Genomic DNA, 18,697 nt, shown 5'->3' with positions numbered 1-18,697 from the left:
GTTGCCGTCTTCTCCCAATAATAAGAGAGGTAAAGGAAATGCAATCCAACAGTCTCAAGCAGAGCCTGAAGCAACGTCACATCACCATGATCGCGCTGGGGGGCGTGATCGGGGCTGGGCTTTTCATGGGCTCCGGCTCGCTGATCGCGTCGGCCGGCCCCGCCGCGATCCTGTCGTATTTCATCGGCGGCATCGTGGTCACCCTGGTGATGTTCATGCTTGGCGAGATGGCCTGCCGCACCCCCGATGCGGGGTCGTTCTCCACCTACGCCAACATGTACCTGGGCGAGTGGGCCGGCTTTACCGTCGGCTGGCTGTACTGGTTCAAGTCGATGATGACGATCACCCTGGAGGCCGTGCTGCTGGGCGCCATCCTGCATGATTTTCTGCCCTGGCTGCCGATCTGGGCGGGCGCGTTCATCATGCTGGTGACCCTGATGGCGAGCAACGCCTACTCGGTGAAGTCGTTCGCCGAAGTGGAGTACTGGCTGGCCGCGCTGAAGGTCGCCACCATCCTCATCTTCATGCTGCTGGGCGTGTCGATACTGCTCGGCCTGCACAGCGACATCCCGTCCCCTGGCCTGGTGAACCTGACCGCGCACGACGGCTTCATGCCCAATGGCCTGTCGCCGGTGATGGCGGGGGTGATCGTGGTGATCTTCTCGCTGGGCGGCAGTGAAATCGCCGCCGTGGCGGCTGGCGAGTCCGAGAACCCGCGCCGCAACGTGATCCGCGCGATCAAGAGCGTGATTCTGCGCGTGATGCTGTTCTACGTGGGCTCGGTGTCGATCCTGATCCTGTGCCTGCCGTGGACCGACAAGGCCAACCTGGCGTCGCCCTATGTGTCGCTGTTCACCCTGGCCGGGTTCGGTGGCGCGGCGGTGGCGATGAAGATCGTGCTGTTCGTTTCGTTCATGTCGGTGATGAACTCGTTCATGTTCTCCAACTCGCGCATGCTGTTCTCCCTGAGCCAGCGTGGGCATGCGCCCAAGCTGTTCTCGCACACCACGGCCAAGGGCGTGCCGCTCAATGCCTTGCTGCTCAGCCTGTGCATCTGCCTGACGATTCTGACCGTGCACTTTCTCAGCGGCGGCGACCTGTTCATGACCCTGGCCAAGAGCAGCGGCACCTTCGTGATGATCGTGTGGATCTTCATCATCATTGCCCACCTGGCCATGCGCCTGAAAACCCGTCACGAACCGGTCGACCCCAAGGCCTTCCGCGCCTGGTTCTTCCCTTATGCCAACGTCGTGGCACTGCTTGCGCTGCTCGCCGTGATCGGCAGCCAGGCCATCGACCCGGCATCGCGCCTGCAACTGTGGTTCATCGCGGCCACCACGGTGCTGGTGGTGGTGGCCTATTTCGTGAAGCGCAACCGGGTGGCCGACAAACCGGCGGCTTACGTGCAAGCCGAGTAAGCCGTGGCAAGGGTGTAGGAGCCAGCCTTGCTGGCGATGCCCGGCCATGCCGGGCCAGGGGTGCTATACGCACCATCGCCGGCAAGGCCGGCTCCTGCAGGCCGCTTTACCAGAACCCTGCCGGCGCCTGCAGCGCAGCCCTGAACACCTCGATCGCCCGCTCCACATCCGCCATCTCGGTATACCGCCCCACGCTTACCCGCACACTGCTCAGCGCCTGGCCGGCATCCAGCCCCAGTGCCAGCAGCACATGCGAAGGGGCCTGGGTGGCCGAGCTGCACGCGGAGGTCGACGACAGCGCCAGGCTGCCGGCCACCTGCGCGCTGTTGAACCCGCTGCGGCTGATGCACAGGTTCAAGGTGTGCGGGACACGCTGCTGAGCGCACCCATTCAGGGTCACGCCCGGCAGGGCCAGCAAGCCTTCACGCAGGCGCTGGCTCAGTTGCTCGATGCGCATGCTTTGCGCATCACCTTGCACGCCCGCCAGCTCGAACGCCGCGCCCATGCCCACAATCTGATGCGTGGCCAGCGTACCCGAGCGCATACCGCCCTCGTGCCCGCCGCCATGCATCTGCGCCTGCAGCACGGGGCGCGCACGCGGGCCGACGTAGAGCGCACCGATGCCTTTGGGCCCATAGACCTTGTGCGCCGAAAACGACATCAGGTCGACCGCCAGCGTGCCCAGGTCGATGGCCACCTTGCCCACCGCCTGCGCCGCGTCCACGTGCAGCAGTGCGCCGTGTTCGCGCACGATGTCGCCGATGCGGGCGATGTCGGTGAGGGTGCCGAGTTCGTTGTTCACCCACATCAACGACACCAGTGCGGTGTCCTCGCGCAAGGCCGCCTGCACGGCCTCGGGCTGGATCAGCCCCTGTGCATCGGGCTTGAGCCAGGTGACCGTGTGGCCCTGGCGCTCCAGTTCATGGGCGGTGTCGATCACCGCCTTGTGCTCCAGGCAACTGGTGATCAGGTGACGGCGCCCAGGCTGGCCCTGGGCAATGCCTTTGAGGGCCAGGTTGTTGGACTCGGTGGCGCCCGAGGTCCATACAAGGGCGAGTGCGGTAGCGCCAACCCGGTCGGCCACTTGCTGGCGCGCGTGGTCCACGGCCTGTCGGGCGGCCTGGCCATAGCCGTGGCCAGTGGAGGCGGGGTTGCCGAAATTGCCCTGGCGGCCGAGGCAGGCCAGCATGGCTTCGATCACCCGGTCATCGACCGGAGTAGTGGCGGCGTAGTCGAGGTACAGCGGTAGTTCTGGCATGGTCATCGTCTTTTTGTGCACGTGAAGGGCAGGTAGGTAGCCTACCGACGATGACGGAGAAAATTTTTGACTGTTGTTCGGTTTGTTTGGTGTTTTTAGAAAAAATCTTCTATTTGAATCCAAAGGGTTAGTATTTTTTTCGTTATGGCGCGCCGCCGACCGTATTCATGCCTAAACCGTTGCGCCTCGCCAACCGCATCACACCCTGAACATCGCCATCAGCCCCTGCTGATGATTGGCCAGCCGGTTGAGTGTCTGGCTGATCTGCGCCGATTCCTCGGCTTGCCCGGACAACGATTCGGTCACGTCGCGAATGCTCGCCACGTTGCGGTTCACTTCCTCGGCCACGGCACTCTGTTCCTCCGCCGCCGAAGCGATCTGCAGGTTCATGTCGGTGATCACCGCCACCGCATCGCCAATGCGCTGCAGGGCCGGCAATGCCTGCTCCACACGCGCCGCGCTGTCCTGCGCCTGGCGGTGGCTGTTGTGCATGGCCTCCACCACCTCGCGGGTGCCTTGCTGCAACCCTTCTATATCGACGCGAATCTCGTCCACCGAGTCCTGGGTGCGCTTGGCCAGGTTGCGCACTTCATCGGCCACCACCGCAAAGCCGCGCCCGGCTTCCCCCGCCCGCGCTGCCTCGATGGCGGCATTCAATGCCAGCAGGTTGGTCTGCCCGGCAATCGAACGGATCACGTCCAGCACCGAGCCGATCTGCTCGCTGCGCGTGGCCAGGTGTTCCACCTCCTGCATGCTGGTGGTCATCTCGCCGGCCAGTTGTTCGATGGCGCGGGTGGTGTCGCCAATAAGCTCCAGGCCTTCGCGGCTGGCATGGTCGGCGCCGCGCGCAGCCTCGGCGGCCTGCGCGGCGTTGCGCGCCACATCCTGCGCAGTCGCGCTCATCTCGTGCGACGCCGTCGCCACCTGGTCCACCTCGCGGTACTGCTGATGCATGCCGGCGCTGGTCTGGCTGGCCAGTGCCGCCGACTGGTCGGCGGTGCCGCGTGCGTCGTGCACCGAGGCCTTCACGTCGGCAATCACCGGCTGCAGCTTGTCGAGAAACCGGTTGAACCAGCCCGCCAGCTCACCCAGCTCGTCCTTGCCCGCATACTCCAGGCGCCGGGTCAGGTCGCCCTCGCCACTGGCGATGTCCTTGAGCATCGCCGCCACGTCCAGAATCGGGCGGGTCACGCCGCGCGCGGTCAGCCAGATCACCAGCAACCCCACCACCGCGGCCACCAGTGCCATCAACAGGCTGCTGAGGTTGGCGCTGGCATTGTAGGTGTCCAGGCGATTGTTGAGTGCCACGGCCGGCGCACGCAGCACCTGCTCGGGCACCTCCAGCAGCACGCTCCACGGCTGGGCACCGGGCACCGGGGCGAACGACTGGCTCACCTGCAGCAGGCCGTTGTCGTTGAATTCGGCCGCCTTGCCGGCGCGCATCTGTTCGGCCAGGGCCCTGGAGTCGGTGCCGAACACCTGCTCGAAGTGCTTGCTCAACTGGCCGCTGTCCTCGCTGTGGCCGGCCAGCAGGCCGGTCGCGCTGACGATGCTCACCTGCCCGTTGCCGTCGAACAGGTCCTTGCGTCCCTCCAGGCTCAGCAGCTGCAGGTTGTCCAGGCTGATGTCCACACCCAGCACGCCGATCAGCTTGCCGTTGTGCTTGAGCGGGATGGAGATGCTGGTGGTCAGCGGGGTGCGGTCGCCCACGGTGTCGAAGTAGGGCTCCACCATGCAGGTGTCACCGCTCTCCAGGGTGCAGGTCAGCCAGCGGTTGGAGACCGAGCCATTGGCCGACACGCTGGTGTCGGCGAGCATCGATTCAGGCATCGCCTCGCGCTCCAGGGTGCCGGGGCTGGGCTGCGACCAGTACAACGAGAACCGTCCGGCCTCGTTGCTGCCCGCGCCGGCCTGGTTGACGAAGGCCGCGTCCTTGCCGTCCAGCGCATCGGGCAGGAACACCAGGTACAGCCCGAGCAGTTCGGGGTTGTTGCCCAGCGCCCGTTCGGTTTCGCGGGTCAGGGCCTGGCGCAGGTCGCCATTGCCCTGGGCGCGCAGGTACATCACCAGGTCTGCAAAACCGTTGCCGTACAGGTAGGCGCTCTGGAAGTAGCGCTGGATCTGCGCCGCCTGCAGCTGCGCGTAGGTGTGCAGGCGCAGGCGCGCGTTCTGGTCGAGCATCTGGGTGCTGGCGCTGCTCACCAGCGTGGCGCTGCGCGAGGACTGCACCCGTGTCGCCACCATCAGCACCACCACGACGGCCAGCAGGCACAGGCCCGCCAGCAAGGTGATCTTCCATTGAATTCGCAGGCGACGCAGCAACATGATCAGGTCCTTGATTTCACGGTGTCGAGCAGCAACGGCCCGCTCTGGATCGCGGGTGGGCATCGTTGGGCGGTGCTCGGCAGGGGTGGCGCAGTGATGGCATACAGGAGGCACGGACCATAAGAAAATTGACAGACAAGTGTCAATTAATATTTCCACTTTGAGGCGGGGTGTTCGCAGATAAAACGAAAAATTGCCGATGTTTCCGTTTTTTCGCGGGTGATGACTGATGGTTTGTTTATTAAATTAGACAGATCGGTTATCAGCCCAGGCGAAACCATGTGTAAATTTCGTAAATAAGATTTAAACCCATTTGAGAATCATTATATTTGGCGTCTCTTTGTGGCAGCCCTGCCGTGCAGGCTGCCCTTGTGCTTGATGTGACGGAGACGTGAAATGCAGTCCAGAAGTACCCACAACAGCCTGGCCTGGGCCTTTGTCGCGCTGTCATCGCCGGCCCTGATTGCCACCTCGGCCCAGGCCGATGACGAGCAGAACGGCGAGAACACCCTGGTGATCCAGAACACCATGGTCACCGCCGAGCAGGAAGCCAAGCAGGCACTGGGCTCTTCGATCATCACCGCCGAGGACATCAAGCGTCACCCGCCCGCCAACGACCTGTCCGACATCATCCGTCGCGAACCGGGGGTCAACCTCACCGGCAACAGCGCCAGCGGCGCGCGCGGCAACAACCGCCAGATCGACCTGCGCGGCATGGGCCCGGAAAACACCCTGATCCTGATCGACGGCAAGCCCTCCAGCGCCCGCAACGCAGTGCGCTACGGCTGGAACGGCGACCGCGACACCCGTGGCGAAACCAACTGGGTACCGGCCGAGGCGGTGGAGCGCATCGAGATCCTGCGCGGCCCGGCTGCTGCACGCTATGGCTCCGGCGCAATGGGCGGGGTGGTCAACATCATCACCAAGCGCCCCACCCAGGAGCTGCAGGGCAACGTCAGCCTGTTCACCACGCTGCCCGAAGACCACGCCGAAGGCGCCAGCAAGCGCACCAACTTCAGCCTCAGCGGCGGCCTCACCGACGACCTGGCGTTCCGTGTGTATGGCGGCCTGGCCAAGACCGACGCCGATGACCTGGACATCAACGCCAAGAGCGCCAACAGCGCGCTGGTGGCCGGCCGCGAAGGCGTGCGCAACAAGGACATCAACGGCCTGCTCAGCTGGCGCCTGAACGATGAACACCGCCTGGAGCTGGGCAGCGGCTACAGCCGCCAGGGCAATATCTACGCCGGCGACACCATGAACAGCAACGGCGGCGGTGACGTGGAGCGCATCTCCAGCCTGTACGGCCACGAAACCAACGTGATGCAACGCAGCACCTACGACCTCACGCACCTGGGCGACTTCCAGTGGGGCTCGACCAAGTCGTCTCTGTCGTATGAATACGTGCGCAACTGGCGCCTCAACGAAGGCCTGGCCGGTGGCCCGGAAGGCTCGATCAACGACACCGGTGCCGACATGTCACGCCTGCGCAACACGCGCCTGTCCAGCGAAGTGAACCTGCCGTTCAGCCTCGACAGCAGCGAACATGTGCTGACCCTGGGTGGCGAGTACCTGTACGAAGTGCTCAACGACAAGGGCTCGCTGCGCCCGCAAAGCTTCGACCCCAGCGGTGGTGCCGGCAATGAAATCGCAGGCTTCGATCGCAGCGACTCGAAGATGTCGGCCAAGAGCTTCGCCCTGTTCGCCGAAGACAACATCGTGATCGGCGACACCACCATCACCCCGGGCCTGCGCCTGGACCACCACGAAGAGTTCGGCGACAACTACAGCCCGAGCCTGAACGTGGCGCACAAGCTCACCGACGACCTCACCGTCAAGGGCGGTATCGCACGGGCCTACAAGACCCCGAACCTGTACCAGGCCAACCCCAACTACCTGCTCTACAGCCGGGGCAACGGTTGCAGCACCCAGCAGACCAACAACGGTGGCTGCTACCTGCAGGGCAACCCCAACCTCGACCCCGAAACCAGCGTCAACAAGGAAATCGGCCTGCTCTACGACCGTGGCACCTGGCGCACCAGCGCGACGTACTTTCGCAACGACTACAAGAACAAGATCATCGGTGGCACCGACGTGATCTACGACATCAACAGCGGTCGCCGCGTGACCCATTGGGAAAACGCCGGCAAGGCATTGGTGGAAGGGGTGGAAGGCAACTTCTTCGTCGAGCTGACCCCGTCGCTGGACTGGAACACCAACCTCACCCTGATGCTCAACAACGACAACCGCGACACCGGCGAGCCGCTGAGCGTGATTCCCAAGTACACGGTCAACAGCACCCTGGACTGGCGTGCCACCGACAAGCTGTCGTTCCAGGTCGCCGGTACCTATTTCGGCAAGCAGAAGTCGCCGACCTACAACTACCGCACCCAGCAGAACTACGACCTGGATGCCCAGCAGGACGTCGAAGCCTACGGCCTGGTCGATGTGAGCACCGGCTACAAGATCACCAAGAACTACGACGTGCGCTTTGGCGTGAACAACGTGTTCGACAAGCAAATCCACCGGGGTGGCAACGCCAGCAGTTCGGGCGCCAACACCTACAACCAGCCGGGCCGGGCGCTGTTCGCGGCACTGAACATCTCGTTCTGAGCCGCCATTGCCTACAGGCTGCCCCGGGTCGATCGCGCATCGATCGGCCCGGGGCGGCTTTTTTGTGTTTTCAGGCCCTCTACACCCGTACTACCCAAGGTGAAGCGTGAGTTATCTATCAGCACAACCTGCCACGAAGATTCTGGCCGTCGAGGACGATCCGCTGCTGGCGGCCCATCTGGAACAGCACCTGCGTCGCCGCGGTTTCGATGTGAGCGTCTGTCATGGCGTGGACGACAGCACCGACCTGCAGGCCTGGACGGCCTTCGACCTGATCCTCATGGACATCCTCCTGCCCGGTCGCGACGGCCTGCAACTGCTGGGTGAATTGCGCGAGCGGTTCATGGTGCCGGTGATCCTGATGTCGGCACTGGGTGCCGAGCAGGACCGCATCGTCGGCTTCAGCCAGGGCGCCGACGACTACCTGCCCAAGCCGTTCAGCATGAACGAGATGGACGTGCGCATCGATGCGGTGCTGCGCCGGGTTGCCTATGAGCGGGCCGCGCCGGAAGGCGCGCAGGGCGAGCCGGCGGCGCTGCGCAAGGACATGCGCCAGGACATGCAGCTGGGCGCCGCGGTGGCCAGCTTCACCCCCATCGAGTACCGCCTGATGCAAGTGCTGCTGGCGCACCCCGAGGAAGTGCTGAGCAAGCCGTTCCTCTACCAGCAGGTGCTGCACAGGCCGTTCTCCCAGCAGGACCGCGTGCTGGACATGCACGTCAGCCATGTGCGCCGCAAGCTGGCCGCCATCGGCTATGCCGGCCGCCTGGCCACGGTATGGGGCAAGGGCTACGTGCTGACACAGGTGCCGGCATGAGCTTGCCCGGACGTCACTCGCTGCTGTGGAAACTGTGCGCGCTTCTGGTGGTGCTGTGCCTGTCGATCATCTGGTTCAGCCGCTCGGGCGGTGCGCACCTGGAGCGCAGGAGCTATCACCTGAGCGAGGAGGCGCGCCAGGTGCTCAAGGGCTACGCCGTGGAGGCCCACGCGGCGTGGCGCAGCGGCGGTACGCCAGGCGTCGACCGGTGGCTGGCCGACCTGAAGATCCGCGAGCCGGGCTGGGCGCTGGTGCTGGGCAGCGACCTGCGCTCGTTGAGCAGCCAGACGCTGACCGATGAGCAGCAGAAGTACGTGACGTTCATGCGCGAGCTCGACTGGCCCATGAGCAAGCGCTCCCCCGAGCTGCCGGCGATCAGCGTGCCGTTCCCCGAGGCGCCCCAGGCCGGCAGGCTGGTGATCCAGTTGCCCGAGCGCTTCATGCCGTCGATGCGTCCGCTGCTGGTGCAACTGCTGATCCACGGGCTGCTGCCGGCGCTGTTGGCACTGCTGGCGGGTTTTCTGCTGTATCGCGTGCTGATCGGCCCGCTGGCGCACCTGCGCGCCCAGGCCAATGCCCTGCGTGCCGACCGCCTGGACACCCGGGTCGACCCGGCGATTTCCCGGCGTAGCGACGAACTGGGCGATCTGGGGCGGGCCTTCGACCACATGGCCGAGCGCCTCGAAAAGACCGTGTCGCTGCAGCAGCGCCTGCTCGCCGACCTGTCCCACGAGTTGCGCACGCCGTTGACGCGCCTGCACATGGCCGCCGAAAACGAGCCCGACGATGACGTGTTGCGCGAGCGCCTGACCCGCGAGGTGCAGTGCATGCGCCAGCTGGTCGACGACACCCTGGAGCTGGTGTGGCTCGGCACCGAGCGCCCGCAACTGGCGCTGGACACGGTCGAGGTGCAGACCCTGTGGGAGGTGGTACGCGAGAACGCCTGTTTCGAGTCCGGCTGGCGCGAGGGGCAACTGCCCATGGCGCTCACCGAAGACTGCCTGGTGCGCGGCCACCTCAACGGCCTGGCCCAGGCGATGGAAAACATCGTGCGCAATGCCATCCGCCATTCGCCTGCCAACGGGCAGGTGCGCCTGGGCGGCCGGCGCGATGGCGATTGCTGGCACCTGTGGATCGACGACCAGGGCCCCGGCGTGGCCGAGGCTGCGCTGGAGACCATCTTCCAACCCTTCACCCGACTCGACGTCGCACGCCCGGGCGGCGACGGCTTCGGCCTGGGCCTGACGATCGCCCGTTGCCGGGTGCAGTTGCAGGGCGGCCAGGTATGGGCACAGAACCTCAAGCCGGGCCTGCGCGTGAACCTGCGCCTGCCAGCGGCAGCACAAGGAGAAACCTGATGAGCAACACCCGACCGGTCTGGTTGTTGATTGTGTCGCGCGCGGCGGCCGCCTTGCTGGGCGGCTATGCATTCAGCTATGCGGCCACGGCTTTTCTGGCCCGTGTGCTGCCAATGCCTGCGGTGGATGCGGTGATCGTGGCCAGCCTGCCGTCCTTTGCGTTCTACACCTGCGCGTTCCTGTGGGCCTTCGCCAGTCGCGATGCCCTGCGTGCGTGGTGGCCGGCGGCGCTGGCGGTGCCGTTGGCGGCGGTCGGCTTCTGGCCGCAGTTGTGGAGCCTGTGAGATGAAAAATACCTTCACCCAATCCATGGCGTGGCTGCACACCTGGGCCGGCTTGATCTTCGGCTGGCTGCTGTTCGCGATATTCGCCACCGGTACGCTGGCGGTGTTCGACAGCGAAATCGACAACTGGATGCGCCCCGAGGTGCGCAGCCACGACCTCACCCAGTTGCAGGCCGCGCAACGCGGGCTGGCCTACCTGACCCAGCATGCACCGGGCGCCAGCAACTGGAACATCAGCCTGCCGGATGCGCGTTCGCCCGGTTTGCAGGTAGCGTCCGGCGAGCGTCGACGCGGTGGCGGCACCGCGCTCGACCCGCATACCGGCGAGCCGATCGAGGTGCGCGAAACGGCCGGCGGCAGCTTCTTCTTCCGCTTTCACTTCACCCTGAACCTGCCGCGCAACTGGGGCATCTTCGTGGTCGGCGCCCTGGCGATCGTGATGCTGGTGGGGCTGGTCAGCGGCATCGTGATCCACAAGAAGATCTTCAAGGAGTTCTTCACCTTCCGCCCCGGTAAGGGCCAGCGCTCGTGGCTGGATTTTCACAACGCCAGCGCGGTGCTGCTGTTGCCGTTTCACCTGATGATCACCTACACCGGGCTGGTGATCTTTTTGCTGATCTACATGCCGGCGGCGGTGGATGCGCTGTTCGAGGGTGACAACCAGGCGTACTACAAGGCCCAGGGCGAGCAGCGTCTGCCCACGCCGCGCGCGGCGCTCAAGCAGCCAGCCGCGCTGGTCGACCTGGCCCCGGTACTGGCCAGCGCGCAAGAGCGGCTGGGCGCCATCAGCAGCATCGGTATCTCCAACCCCGGTACGGCCGCCGCGCGGATCGAGGTGCGCCCGACCCTGGGCTATCGCATCGCCCTGAGCAAGGGGCAGGCCATGGTGTTCGACGGCGTCAGCGGCGAGCTGCTGCGCGATGTGCCCGACATGCGGCCTGCCGTGCTCACCCAGCGGGTGATGGCGGGGCTGCACTTCGCGCAGTTCGGCGGCTATCCGATGCGCTGGCTGTACTTCGTGTGTGCGTTGGTCAGCACCGCGATGATCGGCACCGGGCTGGTGCTGTTCTGCGTCAAGCGCCGGCGCAAGTACGCCAGTGCCTCGGTGTCGGCGCAGCGTTGGTACAAGGTGGCCGAGAGCTTCAACGTGGCGTTCGTCGCCGGCCTGATGCTGGCCTGCGCAGGCTTGCTGTGGGCCAACCGCCTGCTGCCGGTGGAGCTGGCGCAGCGGGCCAACTGGGAGGTCAAGGCGTTCTTCGCGGTGTGGTTGCTGTCGCTGCTGCATGCCGGTTTGCGTCCGGCGCAGCGCGCCTGGGCCGAGCAGCTGGGGCTGACCGCGGTACTGTGCATCGGCCTGCCGGTGCTGGGCGCGTTGACCGCGCAGCACGACCCGGCGCACCGCGTGCTGGAGGCCACCAGCGTGGTGCTGGGTGGGTTGCTGGCGTATGCGGCATGGCGCTGCGTGGCGCCGCGTGAAGAAAAACCTGCGCGCAAGCGTGCGACGGTAGCGGTGGAGGGGCAATGACATGCTGATGATCGGCGTGGTGGTGTTTGCCTATGTGGGCATGTTGGCGTTGTGCCTGGGGCTGGAGCGGCACTACAAGCAGGTGTGGGGCAGGGCACCTGCACCCTGGTTGAGGGTGGCCCTGCGGTCGGCGGGCTGGTCGGCGCTGGCCATCAGCCTGTGGGTCAGTGGCGTGGCCTGGGGCTGGGCGATGGGGCCGGTAGCCTGGTTTGGCGGTATTTCACTGGCGGGGTTCGGGGTGGCGATGCTGTTGCCGTACTGGCCGCGTGCAATGGTTTGGCTGGCCGCAGCGTTGCCGTTGTGGGGCGTGCTGCTGGCGGTGTGACGATGTTGCAGTGGGGGCTGACATGCTGGACAGGCCCCCCCTGCGCGATGGCATCATCGCTAACTCGTTCACAGTCACCCCGGATGTCTTGCAGATGCTCACGATCTACCTGGTGGTCGCTCTCGGGGCCGTTGTTGCGGGGTTCGTCCAGGGGCTTTCGGGCTTCGCCTTCAGCATGGTCGCGATGTCGTTCTGGGCCTGGGTGCTCGACCCGAAGCTGGCCGCCACCCTGGCGGTGTTCGGCGGCCTCACCGGGCAGGTGGTGGCCGCGTTCTCGGTGCGCCGGGGCTTGAGCCTGCAACGCCTGCTGCCCTTCATCCTCGGTGGCCTGGCCGGTATTCCTCTGGGTGTTGCGCTGTTGCCCAACCTGGACATGCACTGGTTCAAGACCTTGCTCGGGGCCCTGCTGGTGACTTGGTGCCCGGTCATGCTGCTGGCCGGCAGATTGCCGAGAATCCCGCTGGCCGGCCGGCTGGTCGATGGCGTCATCGGTGTGATCGGTGGCGTTATGGGTGGGCTTGGCGGTTTCACCGGCACGGTCCCGACGCTGTGGTGCACCCTCAAGGGCTACGAGCGCGACCTGCAGCGCTCGATCATCCAGAACTTCAACCTGTCGATGCTGTTCGTGACCATGCTCACCTACCTGGGCACCGGCATCGTTACGGTGGACATGCTGCCGTTCTTCGCCATCGTCGCGCCGGCCATGCTGATTCCGACCTTCCTTGGTACGCGCCTGTACATCGGCATCAGCGACCTGCAGTTTCGCCGCATCGTGCTGGGCTTGCTGACTGCCTCGGGTGTCTCGCTGCTGATTTCGTCTGTGCCGAACCTGCTGGGGTAACCCAACCCTTTGGCCGGCTAGGCCGGCTCCTGCAGGTTCGCGCATTTGCCCAACCCCCCGGCACATGCTAGAAAACCGCCTACCCATTCAAAACCTGAATCCCGCCATGAGCCTCAGCCTCAAACCCAACAGGTCTCTGTTCGACCTCGACCTGCTGCGCGCCATCGTGGTGGTGGCCGACTGCGGCAGTTTCACCACGGCGGCCACGCGCCTGCATTCCACCCAGTCGACCATCAGCCAGAAGGTCCGGCGCCTCGAGGAGATGGTCGGTCACCGCCTGCTCGAGCGCGGCAATCGCGAGGTGCTGCCCACCGACGCCGGCCAGACCCTGCTCGGCTATGCCCGCCACATGCTCGCCCTCAACGACCAGATGCTCGAAGCCCTGGCCGGCGCCACGGTCGGCGTGACCCTGCGCCTGGGCGTACCCGAAGACTTCGTTGGCGGGCGCACCACCAACGCGCTGTCGGCGTTCAACCGCAAGCACCCGCAGGTCAAGCTCGAAGTCACCAGCGGCCTGTGCCGCGACCTCAGCCAGAGCTACGACAACGGCGAGCTCGACCTGGTGCTGCTCAAGCAGCGGCGCAACGGTCGCGAAGGGGTGGCCAGCTGGCCGGAGCAATTGCGCTGGATCGACAGCGCGCACAACCCGGCCCTGGCGCTGGACCCGATCCCGCTGGTGACCTTTCCGCCACGCGGGCTGTACCGCGACGAAATCATCAGCGCAGTAGAGAGCCTGGGCCGGCGCTGGCGCATCGCGTTCACCAGCTCCAGCCTCAGCGGCATTCAGGCCGCCGTGGCCGACGGCATGGGCATCAGCCTGCTGCCGCCACGCGCCGTCACCGCCGAGCACCGGGTGCTCGGCGAGGCGGATGGCCTGCCGGTGATCGACAGCTACGAGATTCTGATTCTGCATCGCCAGACGGCCGACCCGATGGTACGAGCGCTGGCGGGCGTGTTGACTGGCCTGCTCGAAGCACAGGCGGTGTGAGCCTGCGGGTCACTTCCCCACAAAAAAGCCCGCCAGTCACGGCGGGCTTTCTGCATTGCTACCTGCTTAACGCTTTGGGTTCAGCGTCAGGTTCACGTTGCGGTTCACATCCTTGTACAGCAGGTAGCGGAACGGGCCAGGGCCACCCGAGTAGCAGGCCTGCGGGCAGAAGGCGCGCAGCCACATGAAGTCGCCGGCTTCCACTTCGACCCAGTCCTGGTTCAGGCGGTACACCGCCTTGCCTTCCAGCACGTACAGGCCGTGCTCCATCACGTGGGTTTCAGCGAACGGGATGGTGCCGCCCGGCTGGAAGGTCACGATGTTGACGTGCATGTCGTGGCGCATGTCGGCCATGTCGACGAAGCGGGTGGTGACCCAGGCGCCATCGGTGCCCGGCATCGGGATCGGGGTAACGTCCTGTTCGTTGGTGACGAACGCTTCCGGGTGCGCCAGGCCTTCGACTTCCTGGTAGTGCTTGCGGATCCAGTGGAAGGTCACGTTGGCCGCGCTGTTGTTGCGCAGGCTCCAGTCGGCGCCCGGCGGAATGAACGCGTAGCCGCCTGGCTTGAGGGTGTACGGCTTGCCTTGCAGGGTGATGTCGACTTCACCTTCGACCACGAACAGAACCGCCTCGGCGTTCTTGTCCTGCTCCGGGCGCTCGCTGCCGCCTTCAGGGGCAACTTCGACGATGTACTGCGAGAAGGTCTCGGCGAAACCCGACAGCGGACGGGCGATGACCCACATGCGCATCTTGTCCCAGAAGGGCAGGTGGCTGGTGACGATGTCACGCATCACGCCCTTGGGGATCACCGCGTAGGCTTCGGTGAACATGGCACGGTCTGTCAGCAGCTCGGTCTGAGCCGGGTGCCCGCCGTGGGGGGCGAAGTAAGTGGTTCTGGACATGGACAGTCTCGATGTTTGTTGTTGTGTCCCCCGGGCCAGCCTGCGGCGGGCGGCCCCGTTCAGGGATTGCACCGCTACGTTATGACCATCTTTAGCTATCCACAAATTAAATGTTGAAATCCCTGCCATTCGATTTTTGAATGTGGCGTGCGCCGGGCCAGCACTGCGCTACAGGTGTGCGCCTTGTGTAGCGGGTGATGCAACACCTGTAGCGTTAATTGCAGCGTGGGCGGCATCGGTGCGGCGCGCGCAAAGCCGCGTGCCAGAGCGGTTGTGGCGGTTCATGTCACAGCTGGCATGGCGGTTGCGATGAGCTGATGGCGCAGCGCGAAGACTGCGCCACTAATAAGAACAGGACACTCCCATGAGACAGACTGGCCTCGCCTCGCTTCCCCTCAAATCCCTTGCCGTTGCCGTGCTGCTGAGCCTGGCGGGTACACCGGCGCTGGCTGCGGACATCCCGGCCAACGTCGATGGCGCGCGCATCATCGCCGCCGACAAGGAGCCCGGTAACTGGATGAGCACCGGGCGCACCTACGACGAACAGCGCTACAGCCCGCTCAAGCAGATCAGCGACCAGAACGTCGGCCAGCTGGGCCTGGCCTGGAGCTACAAGCTGGACCTGGACCGTGGCGTGGAAGCCACCCCCATCGTGGTCGACGGGGTGATGTACACCACCGGGCCGTTCTCGGTGGTGTACGCGCTGGATGCGCGCGACGGCAGGCTGATCTGGAAGTACGACCCGCAATCGGACCGCCACCGCGCCGGCGAAGCCTGTTGCGACGCGGTCAACCGTGGCGTGGCGGTGTGGAAGGGCAAGGTCTACGTGGGCGTGCTCGACGGGCGCCTGGAGGCCATCGACGCCAAGACCGGCCAGCGCGCCTGGTCGGTCGACACCCGCGCCGACCACAAGCGCAGCTACACCATCACCGGCGCCCCTCGGGTGGTCAACGGCAAGGTGGTGATCGGCAACGGCGGCGCCGAGTTCGGCGTGCGGGGCTATGTCACCGCCTACGACGCCGAAACCGGCAAGGAGGCGTGGCGCTTCTACACCGTGCCGGGCGACCCCAAGCTGCCGCCCGAGGGCAAGGGCATGGAGATCGCCGCCAAGACCTGGTTCGGCGATGCCTATGTGGAGCAGGGCGGTGGCGGCACCGCCTGGGACTCGTTCGCCTACGACCCGGAGCTGAACCTGCTGTACATCGGCGTGGGCAACGGCTCGCTGTGGGACCCCAAATGGCGTAGCCAGGCCAAGGGCGACAACCTGTTCCTGTCGTCCATCGTGGCGGTCAATGCCGACACCGGCGAATACGTGTGGCACTACCAGACCACCCCGGGCGATGCCTGGGACTACACCGCCACCCAGCACATGATCCTGGCCGAGCTGCCCATCGACGGCAAGCCGCGCAAGGTGCTGATGCAGGCGCCGAAAAACGGCTTCTTCTATGTGATCGACCGCGCCACCGGCGAGCTGCTGTCGGCCAAGGGCATCGTGCCGCAGAGCTGGACCAAGGGCATGGACATGAAGACCGGGCGGCCGATCCTGGACGAAGAGAACGCCGCCTACTGGAAGAACGGCAAGCGCAACCTGGTGACCCCGGCGTTCTGGGGCGCGCATGACTGGCAGCCGATGTCGTACAACCCCGACACCGGGCTGGTGTACATCCCGGCGCACATCATGTCGGCCTACTACGAGCACATCCCCGAGGCGCCCAAGCGCAACCCGTTCAAGAGCATGTACCAGCTGGGCCTGCGCACCGGGATGATGCCCGAAGGCGCCGAAGGCCTGCTGGAGATGGCCAAGAGCTGGTCGGGCAAGCTGATCGCCTGGGACCCGGTCAAGCAGCAGGCCGCCTGGGAAGTGCCCTACGTGACCATCTTCAACGGCGGCACCTTGAGTACTGCGGGCAACCTGGTGTTCGAGGGCAGCGCCGACGGGCGGGTGATCGCCTATGCCGCCGACACCGGCGAAAAACTCTGGGAGCAACCGGCTGCCAGCGGCGTGATGGCCGCGCCCGTCACCTATAGCGTGGACGGCGAGCAGTACGTGACCTTCATGGCCGGCTGGGGCGGCGCGTTCTCCACCTTTGCCGGGGCCCTGTCGCTGCGGGCCGGCGTGCAGCCGTACGCCCAGGTGCTGACCTACAAGCTGGGCGGCACCGCCAAGCTGCAAGAGCCGGCGCCACGCCCGGACACCCCCAAACCACCCGCGTTGAGCAACGACACCGCATCGATCGAGGCGGGCGCCAAGCTGTACGACGGTTACTGCTCGCAGTGCCACGGTATCCACGCGGTCAGCGGCGGCGTGCTGCCCGACCTGCGCAAGCTCACCCCGGAAAAACACCAGATGTTCCTGGGCATCCTCTTCGGTGGCCGCGTGCCGGATGGCATGCCGTCGTTCGCCGACGCCTTCACCCCCGAGCAGGTCGACCAGATCCACCAGTACCTGATCAAGCGCGCCCACGACCTTCATCAGGAAGGCGATACCTGGAAGCAGTTCAGCGCCAAGTCATCCCATTGAAAAGGAGCCATTGACCCATGAGTGACGTCATCTACCAGAACTACATCGCCAATGCGTTCGTCGACAGCGACGCGCAGATCGAGGTGCACAACCCGGCCAATGGACAACTGCTGGGGCGCGTACCCCAGGCCAGTGACGCGCAGGTGGAGCAGGCCATTGCCGCCGCGCGCAAGGCCCAGAAGAGCTGGGCCACGCGCCCGGCCATCGAGCGCGCCGGCTACCTGCGCAAGATCGCCAGCAAGGTGCGTGACAACGCCGAGCGCCTGGCGCGCATCATCACCGCCGAGCAGGGCAAGGTGCTCGGTCTGGCCCTGGTCGAAGTCAACTTCACCGCCGACTACCTGGACTACATGGCCGAGTGGGCGCGACGCCTGGAAGGCGAGGTGCTCACCAGCGACCGCGCCGGTGAAAGCATCTTTCTGCTGCGCAAGCCGCTGGGTGTGGTGGCCGGGATTCTGCCGTGGAACTTCCCGTTCTTTCTGATCGCCCGCAAGATGGCGCCGGCCCTGCTCACGGGCAACACCATCGTGATCAAGCCCAGCGAAGAAACACCGATCAACTGCTTCGAGTTCGCCCGCCTGGTGGCCGAGACCGACCTGCCCAGCGGTGTGTTCAACGTGGTGTGCGGTACCGGGGCGACCGTGGGCCAGCGCCTGACCAGCCACGCCGGCATCGACCTGATCAGCTTCACCGGCAGCGTGGGCACCGGCTCGCGGATCATGGCCGCGGCGGCGCCGAACATCACCAAGCTCAACCTGGAGCTGGGCGGCAAGGCGCCGGCCATCGTGCTGGCTGATGCGGACCTGGAGCTGGCGGTCAAGTCGATCACCGCGTCGCGGGTGATCAACACCGGGCAGGTGTGCAACTGCGCCGAGCGGGTTTACGTGCAGCGCGAGGTGGCGGATGAGTTCACCGAAAAACTGGCCAGCGCCATGGCCGCCACCCGTTATGGTGACCCGCTGGCCGAGGCGGACCTGGACATGGGCCCGCTGATCAACCAGGCCGCCCTGGACAAGGTCGGGCAGATGGTGCGCACCGCCACCGGGCAGGGCGCGCAGCTGGTGACCGGGGGCGCGGTGGCCGATCGCGGGCAGGGCTTCCACTACCAGCCGACGGTGCTGGCCGGCTGCTCGGCCGACATGGAGATCATGCGCAAGGAGATCTTCGGGCCGGTGTTGCCGATCCAGATCGTGGAGAGCCTGGACGAGGCGATTGCGCTGGCCAACGACAGTGAATACGGGCTGACTTCATCGCTGTACACGCGCAGCCTGAGTGCAGCGATGCATGCCAGCAACGCGCTGGATTTCGGCGAGACCTACATCAACCGCGAGAACTTCGAGGCCATGCAGGGCTTCCATGCCGGCACGCGCAAGTCGGGGATCGGTGGGGCCGATGGCAAGCATGGGTTGTATGAGTACACGCATACCCATGTGGTCTATATCCAGATCTGAGGCCCAGGTAGCCTGTTAGGGCCTCATCGCGGGTCAAGCTCGCTCCCACAGCCTGTGGGAGCGGGCTCGA

Annotated in this window: 14 protein-coding genes and 1 pseudogene; 11 read left to right on the top strand and 4 right to left on the bottom strand. The window is 65.5% G+C overall.

The window, feature by feature from the left end; translation table 11 throughout:
- The first annotated feature begins 38 nt into the window (after positions 1-38).
- On the top strand, positions 39-1,418 hold the full coding sequence (locus tag FW760_RS15745; RefSeq protein ID WP_043861150.1) for an amino acid permease: 1,380 nt from the start codon (positions 39-41) through the stop codon (positions 1,416-1,418).
- A gap of 106 nt (positions 1,419-1,524) precedes the next feature.
- Here the strand turns inward: FW760_RS15745 and FW760_RS15740 are convergent, their stop codons facing one another.
- The 3 genes and pseudogenes from FW760_RS15740 to FW760_RS15730 form a co-directional block, all read right to left on the bottom strand.
- A complete protein-coding gene (locus tag FW760_RS15740; RefSeq protein ID WP_446443864.1) occupies positions 1,525-2,676 on the bottom strand; it encodes a cysteine desulfurase family protein in 1,152 nt (383 codons plus the stop codon).
- A 198-nt stretch (positions 2,677-2,874) separates the two neighbouring features.
- The gene (locus FW760_RS15735; protein WP_370409154.1) at positions 2,875-3,630 is read right to left on the bottom strand and encodes a methyl-accepting chemotaxis protein; all 756 of its coding nucleotides are present in this window, start codon (positions 3,628-3,630) and stop codon (positions 2,875-2,877) included.
- Positions 3,631-3,732: 102 nt separating this feature from the next.
- Positions 3,733-4,740: pseudogene (locus tag FW760_RS15730) on the bottom strand (PDC sensor domain-containing protein); the annotation flags it as partial.
- A 657-nt stretch (positions 4,741-5,397) separates the two neighbouring features.
- Here FW760_RS15730 and FW760_RS15725 point away from each other — a divergent pair.
- The 8 genes from FW760_RS15725 (at position 5,398) to FW760_RS15690 (ending at position 13,752) form a co-directional block, all read left to right on the top strand.
- Positions 5,398-7,614, top strand: a complete 2,217-nt coding sequence (locus FW760_RS15725) for a TonB-dependent siderophore receptor (protein ID WP_116054935.1) — start codon at positions 5,398-5,400, stop codon at positions 7,612-7,614.
- A 106-nt stretch (positions 7,615-7,720) separates the two neighbouring features.
- Positions 7,721-8,431: a response regulator transcription factor gene (locus tag FW760_RS15720; protein ID WP_104572668.1), complete on the top strand. Its 711-nt coding sequence runs from the start codon at positions 7,721-7,723 to the stop codon at positions 8,429-8,431.
- Entirely contained in the window at positions 8,428-9,789 is a 1,362-nt protein-coding gene (locus tag FW760_RS15715; protein WP_446443863.1) for a histidine kinase sensor domain-containing protein, read from the top strand. The genes FW760_RS15720 and FW760_RS15715 overlap by 4 nt, the downstream gene beginning before the upstream one ends.
- Positions 9,789-10,073, top strand: a complete 285-nt coding sequence (locus tag FW760_RS15710) for a hypothetical protein (protein ID WP_043861156.1) — start codon at positions 9,789-9,791, stop codon at positions 10,071-10,073. The genes FW760_RS15715 and FW760_RS15710 overlap by 1 nt, the downstream gene beginning before the upstream one ends.
- 1 nt (position 10,074) lies before the next feature.
- On the top strand, positions 10,075-11,598 hold the full coding sequence (locus tag FW760_RS15705; RefSeq protein ID WP_054915160.1) for a PepSY-associated TM helix domain-containing protein: 1,524 nt from the start codon (positions 10,075-10,077) through the stop codon (positions 11,596-11,598).
- 1 nt (position 11,599) lies between these two features.
- Positions 11,600-11,923 carry a DUF3325 domain-containing protein gene (locus FW760_RS15700; RefSeq protein ID WP_054915159.1) on the top strand — a complete coding sequence of 108 codons (324 nt, stop codon included), beginning with the start codon at positions 11,600-11,602 and terminating at the stop codon, positions 11,921-11,923.
- Positions 11,924-11,945: 22 nt separating this feature from the next.
- On the top strand, positions 11,946-12,764 hold the full coding sequence (locus tag FW760_RS15695) for a sulfite exporter TauE/SafE family protein (protein WP_231390634.1): 819 nt from the start codon (positions 11,946-11,948) through the stop codon (positions 12,762-12,764).
- Between the two features lie 106 nt (positions 12,765-12,870).
- Positions 12,871-13,752, top strand: a complete 882-nt coding sequence (locus FW760_RS15690; RefSeq protein WP_043861159.1) for a LysR substrate-binding domain-containing protein — start codon at positions 12,871-12,873, stop codon at positions 13,750-13,752.
- A 66-nt stretch (positions 13,753-13,818) separates the two neighbouring features.
- On the opposite strand, the gene FW760_RS15685 is transcribed toward FW760_RS15690, so the two are convergent.
- Complete coding sequence (locus FW760_RS15685; protein WP_043861160.1) at positions 13,819-14,655, bottom strand: bifunctional allantoicase/(S)-ureidoglycine aminohydrolase; 837 nt, start codon at positions 14,653-14,655, stop codon at positions 13,819-13,821.
- 364 nt (positions 14,656-15,019) lie between these two features.
- Between FW760_RS15685 and FW760_RS15680 the strand changes: the two genes are divergently transcribed.
- Positions 15,020-17,176 carry a PQQ-dependent dehydrogenase, methanol/ethanol family gene (locus tag FW760_RS15680; protein WP_054915158.1) on the top strand — a complete coding sequence of 719 codons (2,157 nt, stop codon included), beginning with the start codon at positions 15,020-15,022 and terminating at the stop codon, positions 17,174-17,176.
- A 17-nt stretch (positions 17,177-17,193) separates the two neighbouring features.
- Positions 17,194-18,627: an aldehyde dehydrogenase gene (aldA, locus tag FW760_RS15675; protein ID WP_446443862.1), complete on the top strand. Its 1,434-nt coding sequence runs from the start codon at positions 17,194-17,196 to the stop codon at positions 18,625-18,627.
- The last annotated feature ends 70 nt before the right edge of the window (positions 18,628-18,697 follow it).

The organism is Pseudomonas sp. 1176_21, assembly GCF_052850635.1.
The sequence above is the reverse complement of the archived record's forward strand: the minus strand, read 5'-3'. Positions and strand labels throughout refer to the sequence as shown.

Excerpts from the sequence above, each read along its gene's own strand:
- FW760_RS15740 (WP_446443864.1), bottom strand. The coding sequence starts at position 2,676 with ATGCCAGAACTACCGCTGTACCTCGACTACGCCGCCACTACTCCGGTC.
- FW760_RS15705 (WP_054915160.1), top strand. The coding sequence starts at position 10,075 with ATGAAAAATACCTTCACCCAATCCATGGCGTGGCTGCACACCTGGGCC.
- FW760_RS15700 (WP_054915159.1), top strand. The coding sequence starts at position 11,600 with ATGCTGATGATCGGCGTGGTGGTGTTTGCCTATGTGGGCATGTTGGCG.
- aldA (WP_446443862.1), top strand. The coding sequence starts at position 17,194 with ATGAGTGACGTCATCTACCAGAACTACATCGCCAATGCGTTCGTCGAC.
- FW760_RS15680 (WP_054915158.1), top strand. The coding sequence starts at position 15,020 with ATGAGACAGACTGGCCTCGCCTCGCTTCCCCTCAAATCCCTTGCCGTT.
- FW760_RS15725 (WP_116054935.1), top strand. The coding sequence starts at position 5,398 with ATGCAGTCCAGAAGTACCCACAACAGCCTGGCCTGGGCCTTTGTCGCG.
- FW760_RS15690 (WP_043861159.1), top strand. The coding sequence starts at position 12,871 with ATGAGCCTCAGCCTCAAACCCAACAGGTCTCTGTTCGACCTCGACCTG.
- FW760_RS15735 (WP_370409154.1), bottom strand. The coding sequence starts at position 3,630 with ATGCATCAGCAGTACCGCGAGGTGGACCAGGTGGCGACGGCGTCGCAC.
- FW760_RS15715 (WP_446443863.1), top strand. The coding sequence starts at position 8,428 with ATGAGCTTGCCCGGACGTCACTCGCTGCTGTGGAAACTGTGCGCGCTT.
- FW760_RS15745 (WP_043861150.1), top strand. The coding sequence starts at position 39 with ATGCAATCCAACAGTCTCAAGCAGAGCCTGAAGCAACGTCACATCACC.
- FW760_RS15695 (WP_231390634.1), top strand. The coding sequence starts at position 11,946 with ATGCTGGACAGGCCCCCCCTGCGCGATGGCATCATCGCTAACTCGTTC.
- FW760_RS15710 (WP_043861156.1), top strand. The coding sequence starts at position 9,789 with ATGAGCAACACCCGACCGGTCTGGTTGTTGATTGTGTCGCGCGCGGCG.
- FW760_RS15685 (WP_043861160.1), bottom strand. The coding sequence starts at position 14,655 with ATGTCCAGAACCACTTACTTCGCCCCCCACGGCGGGCACCCGGCTCAG.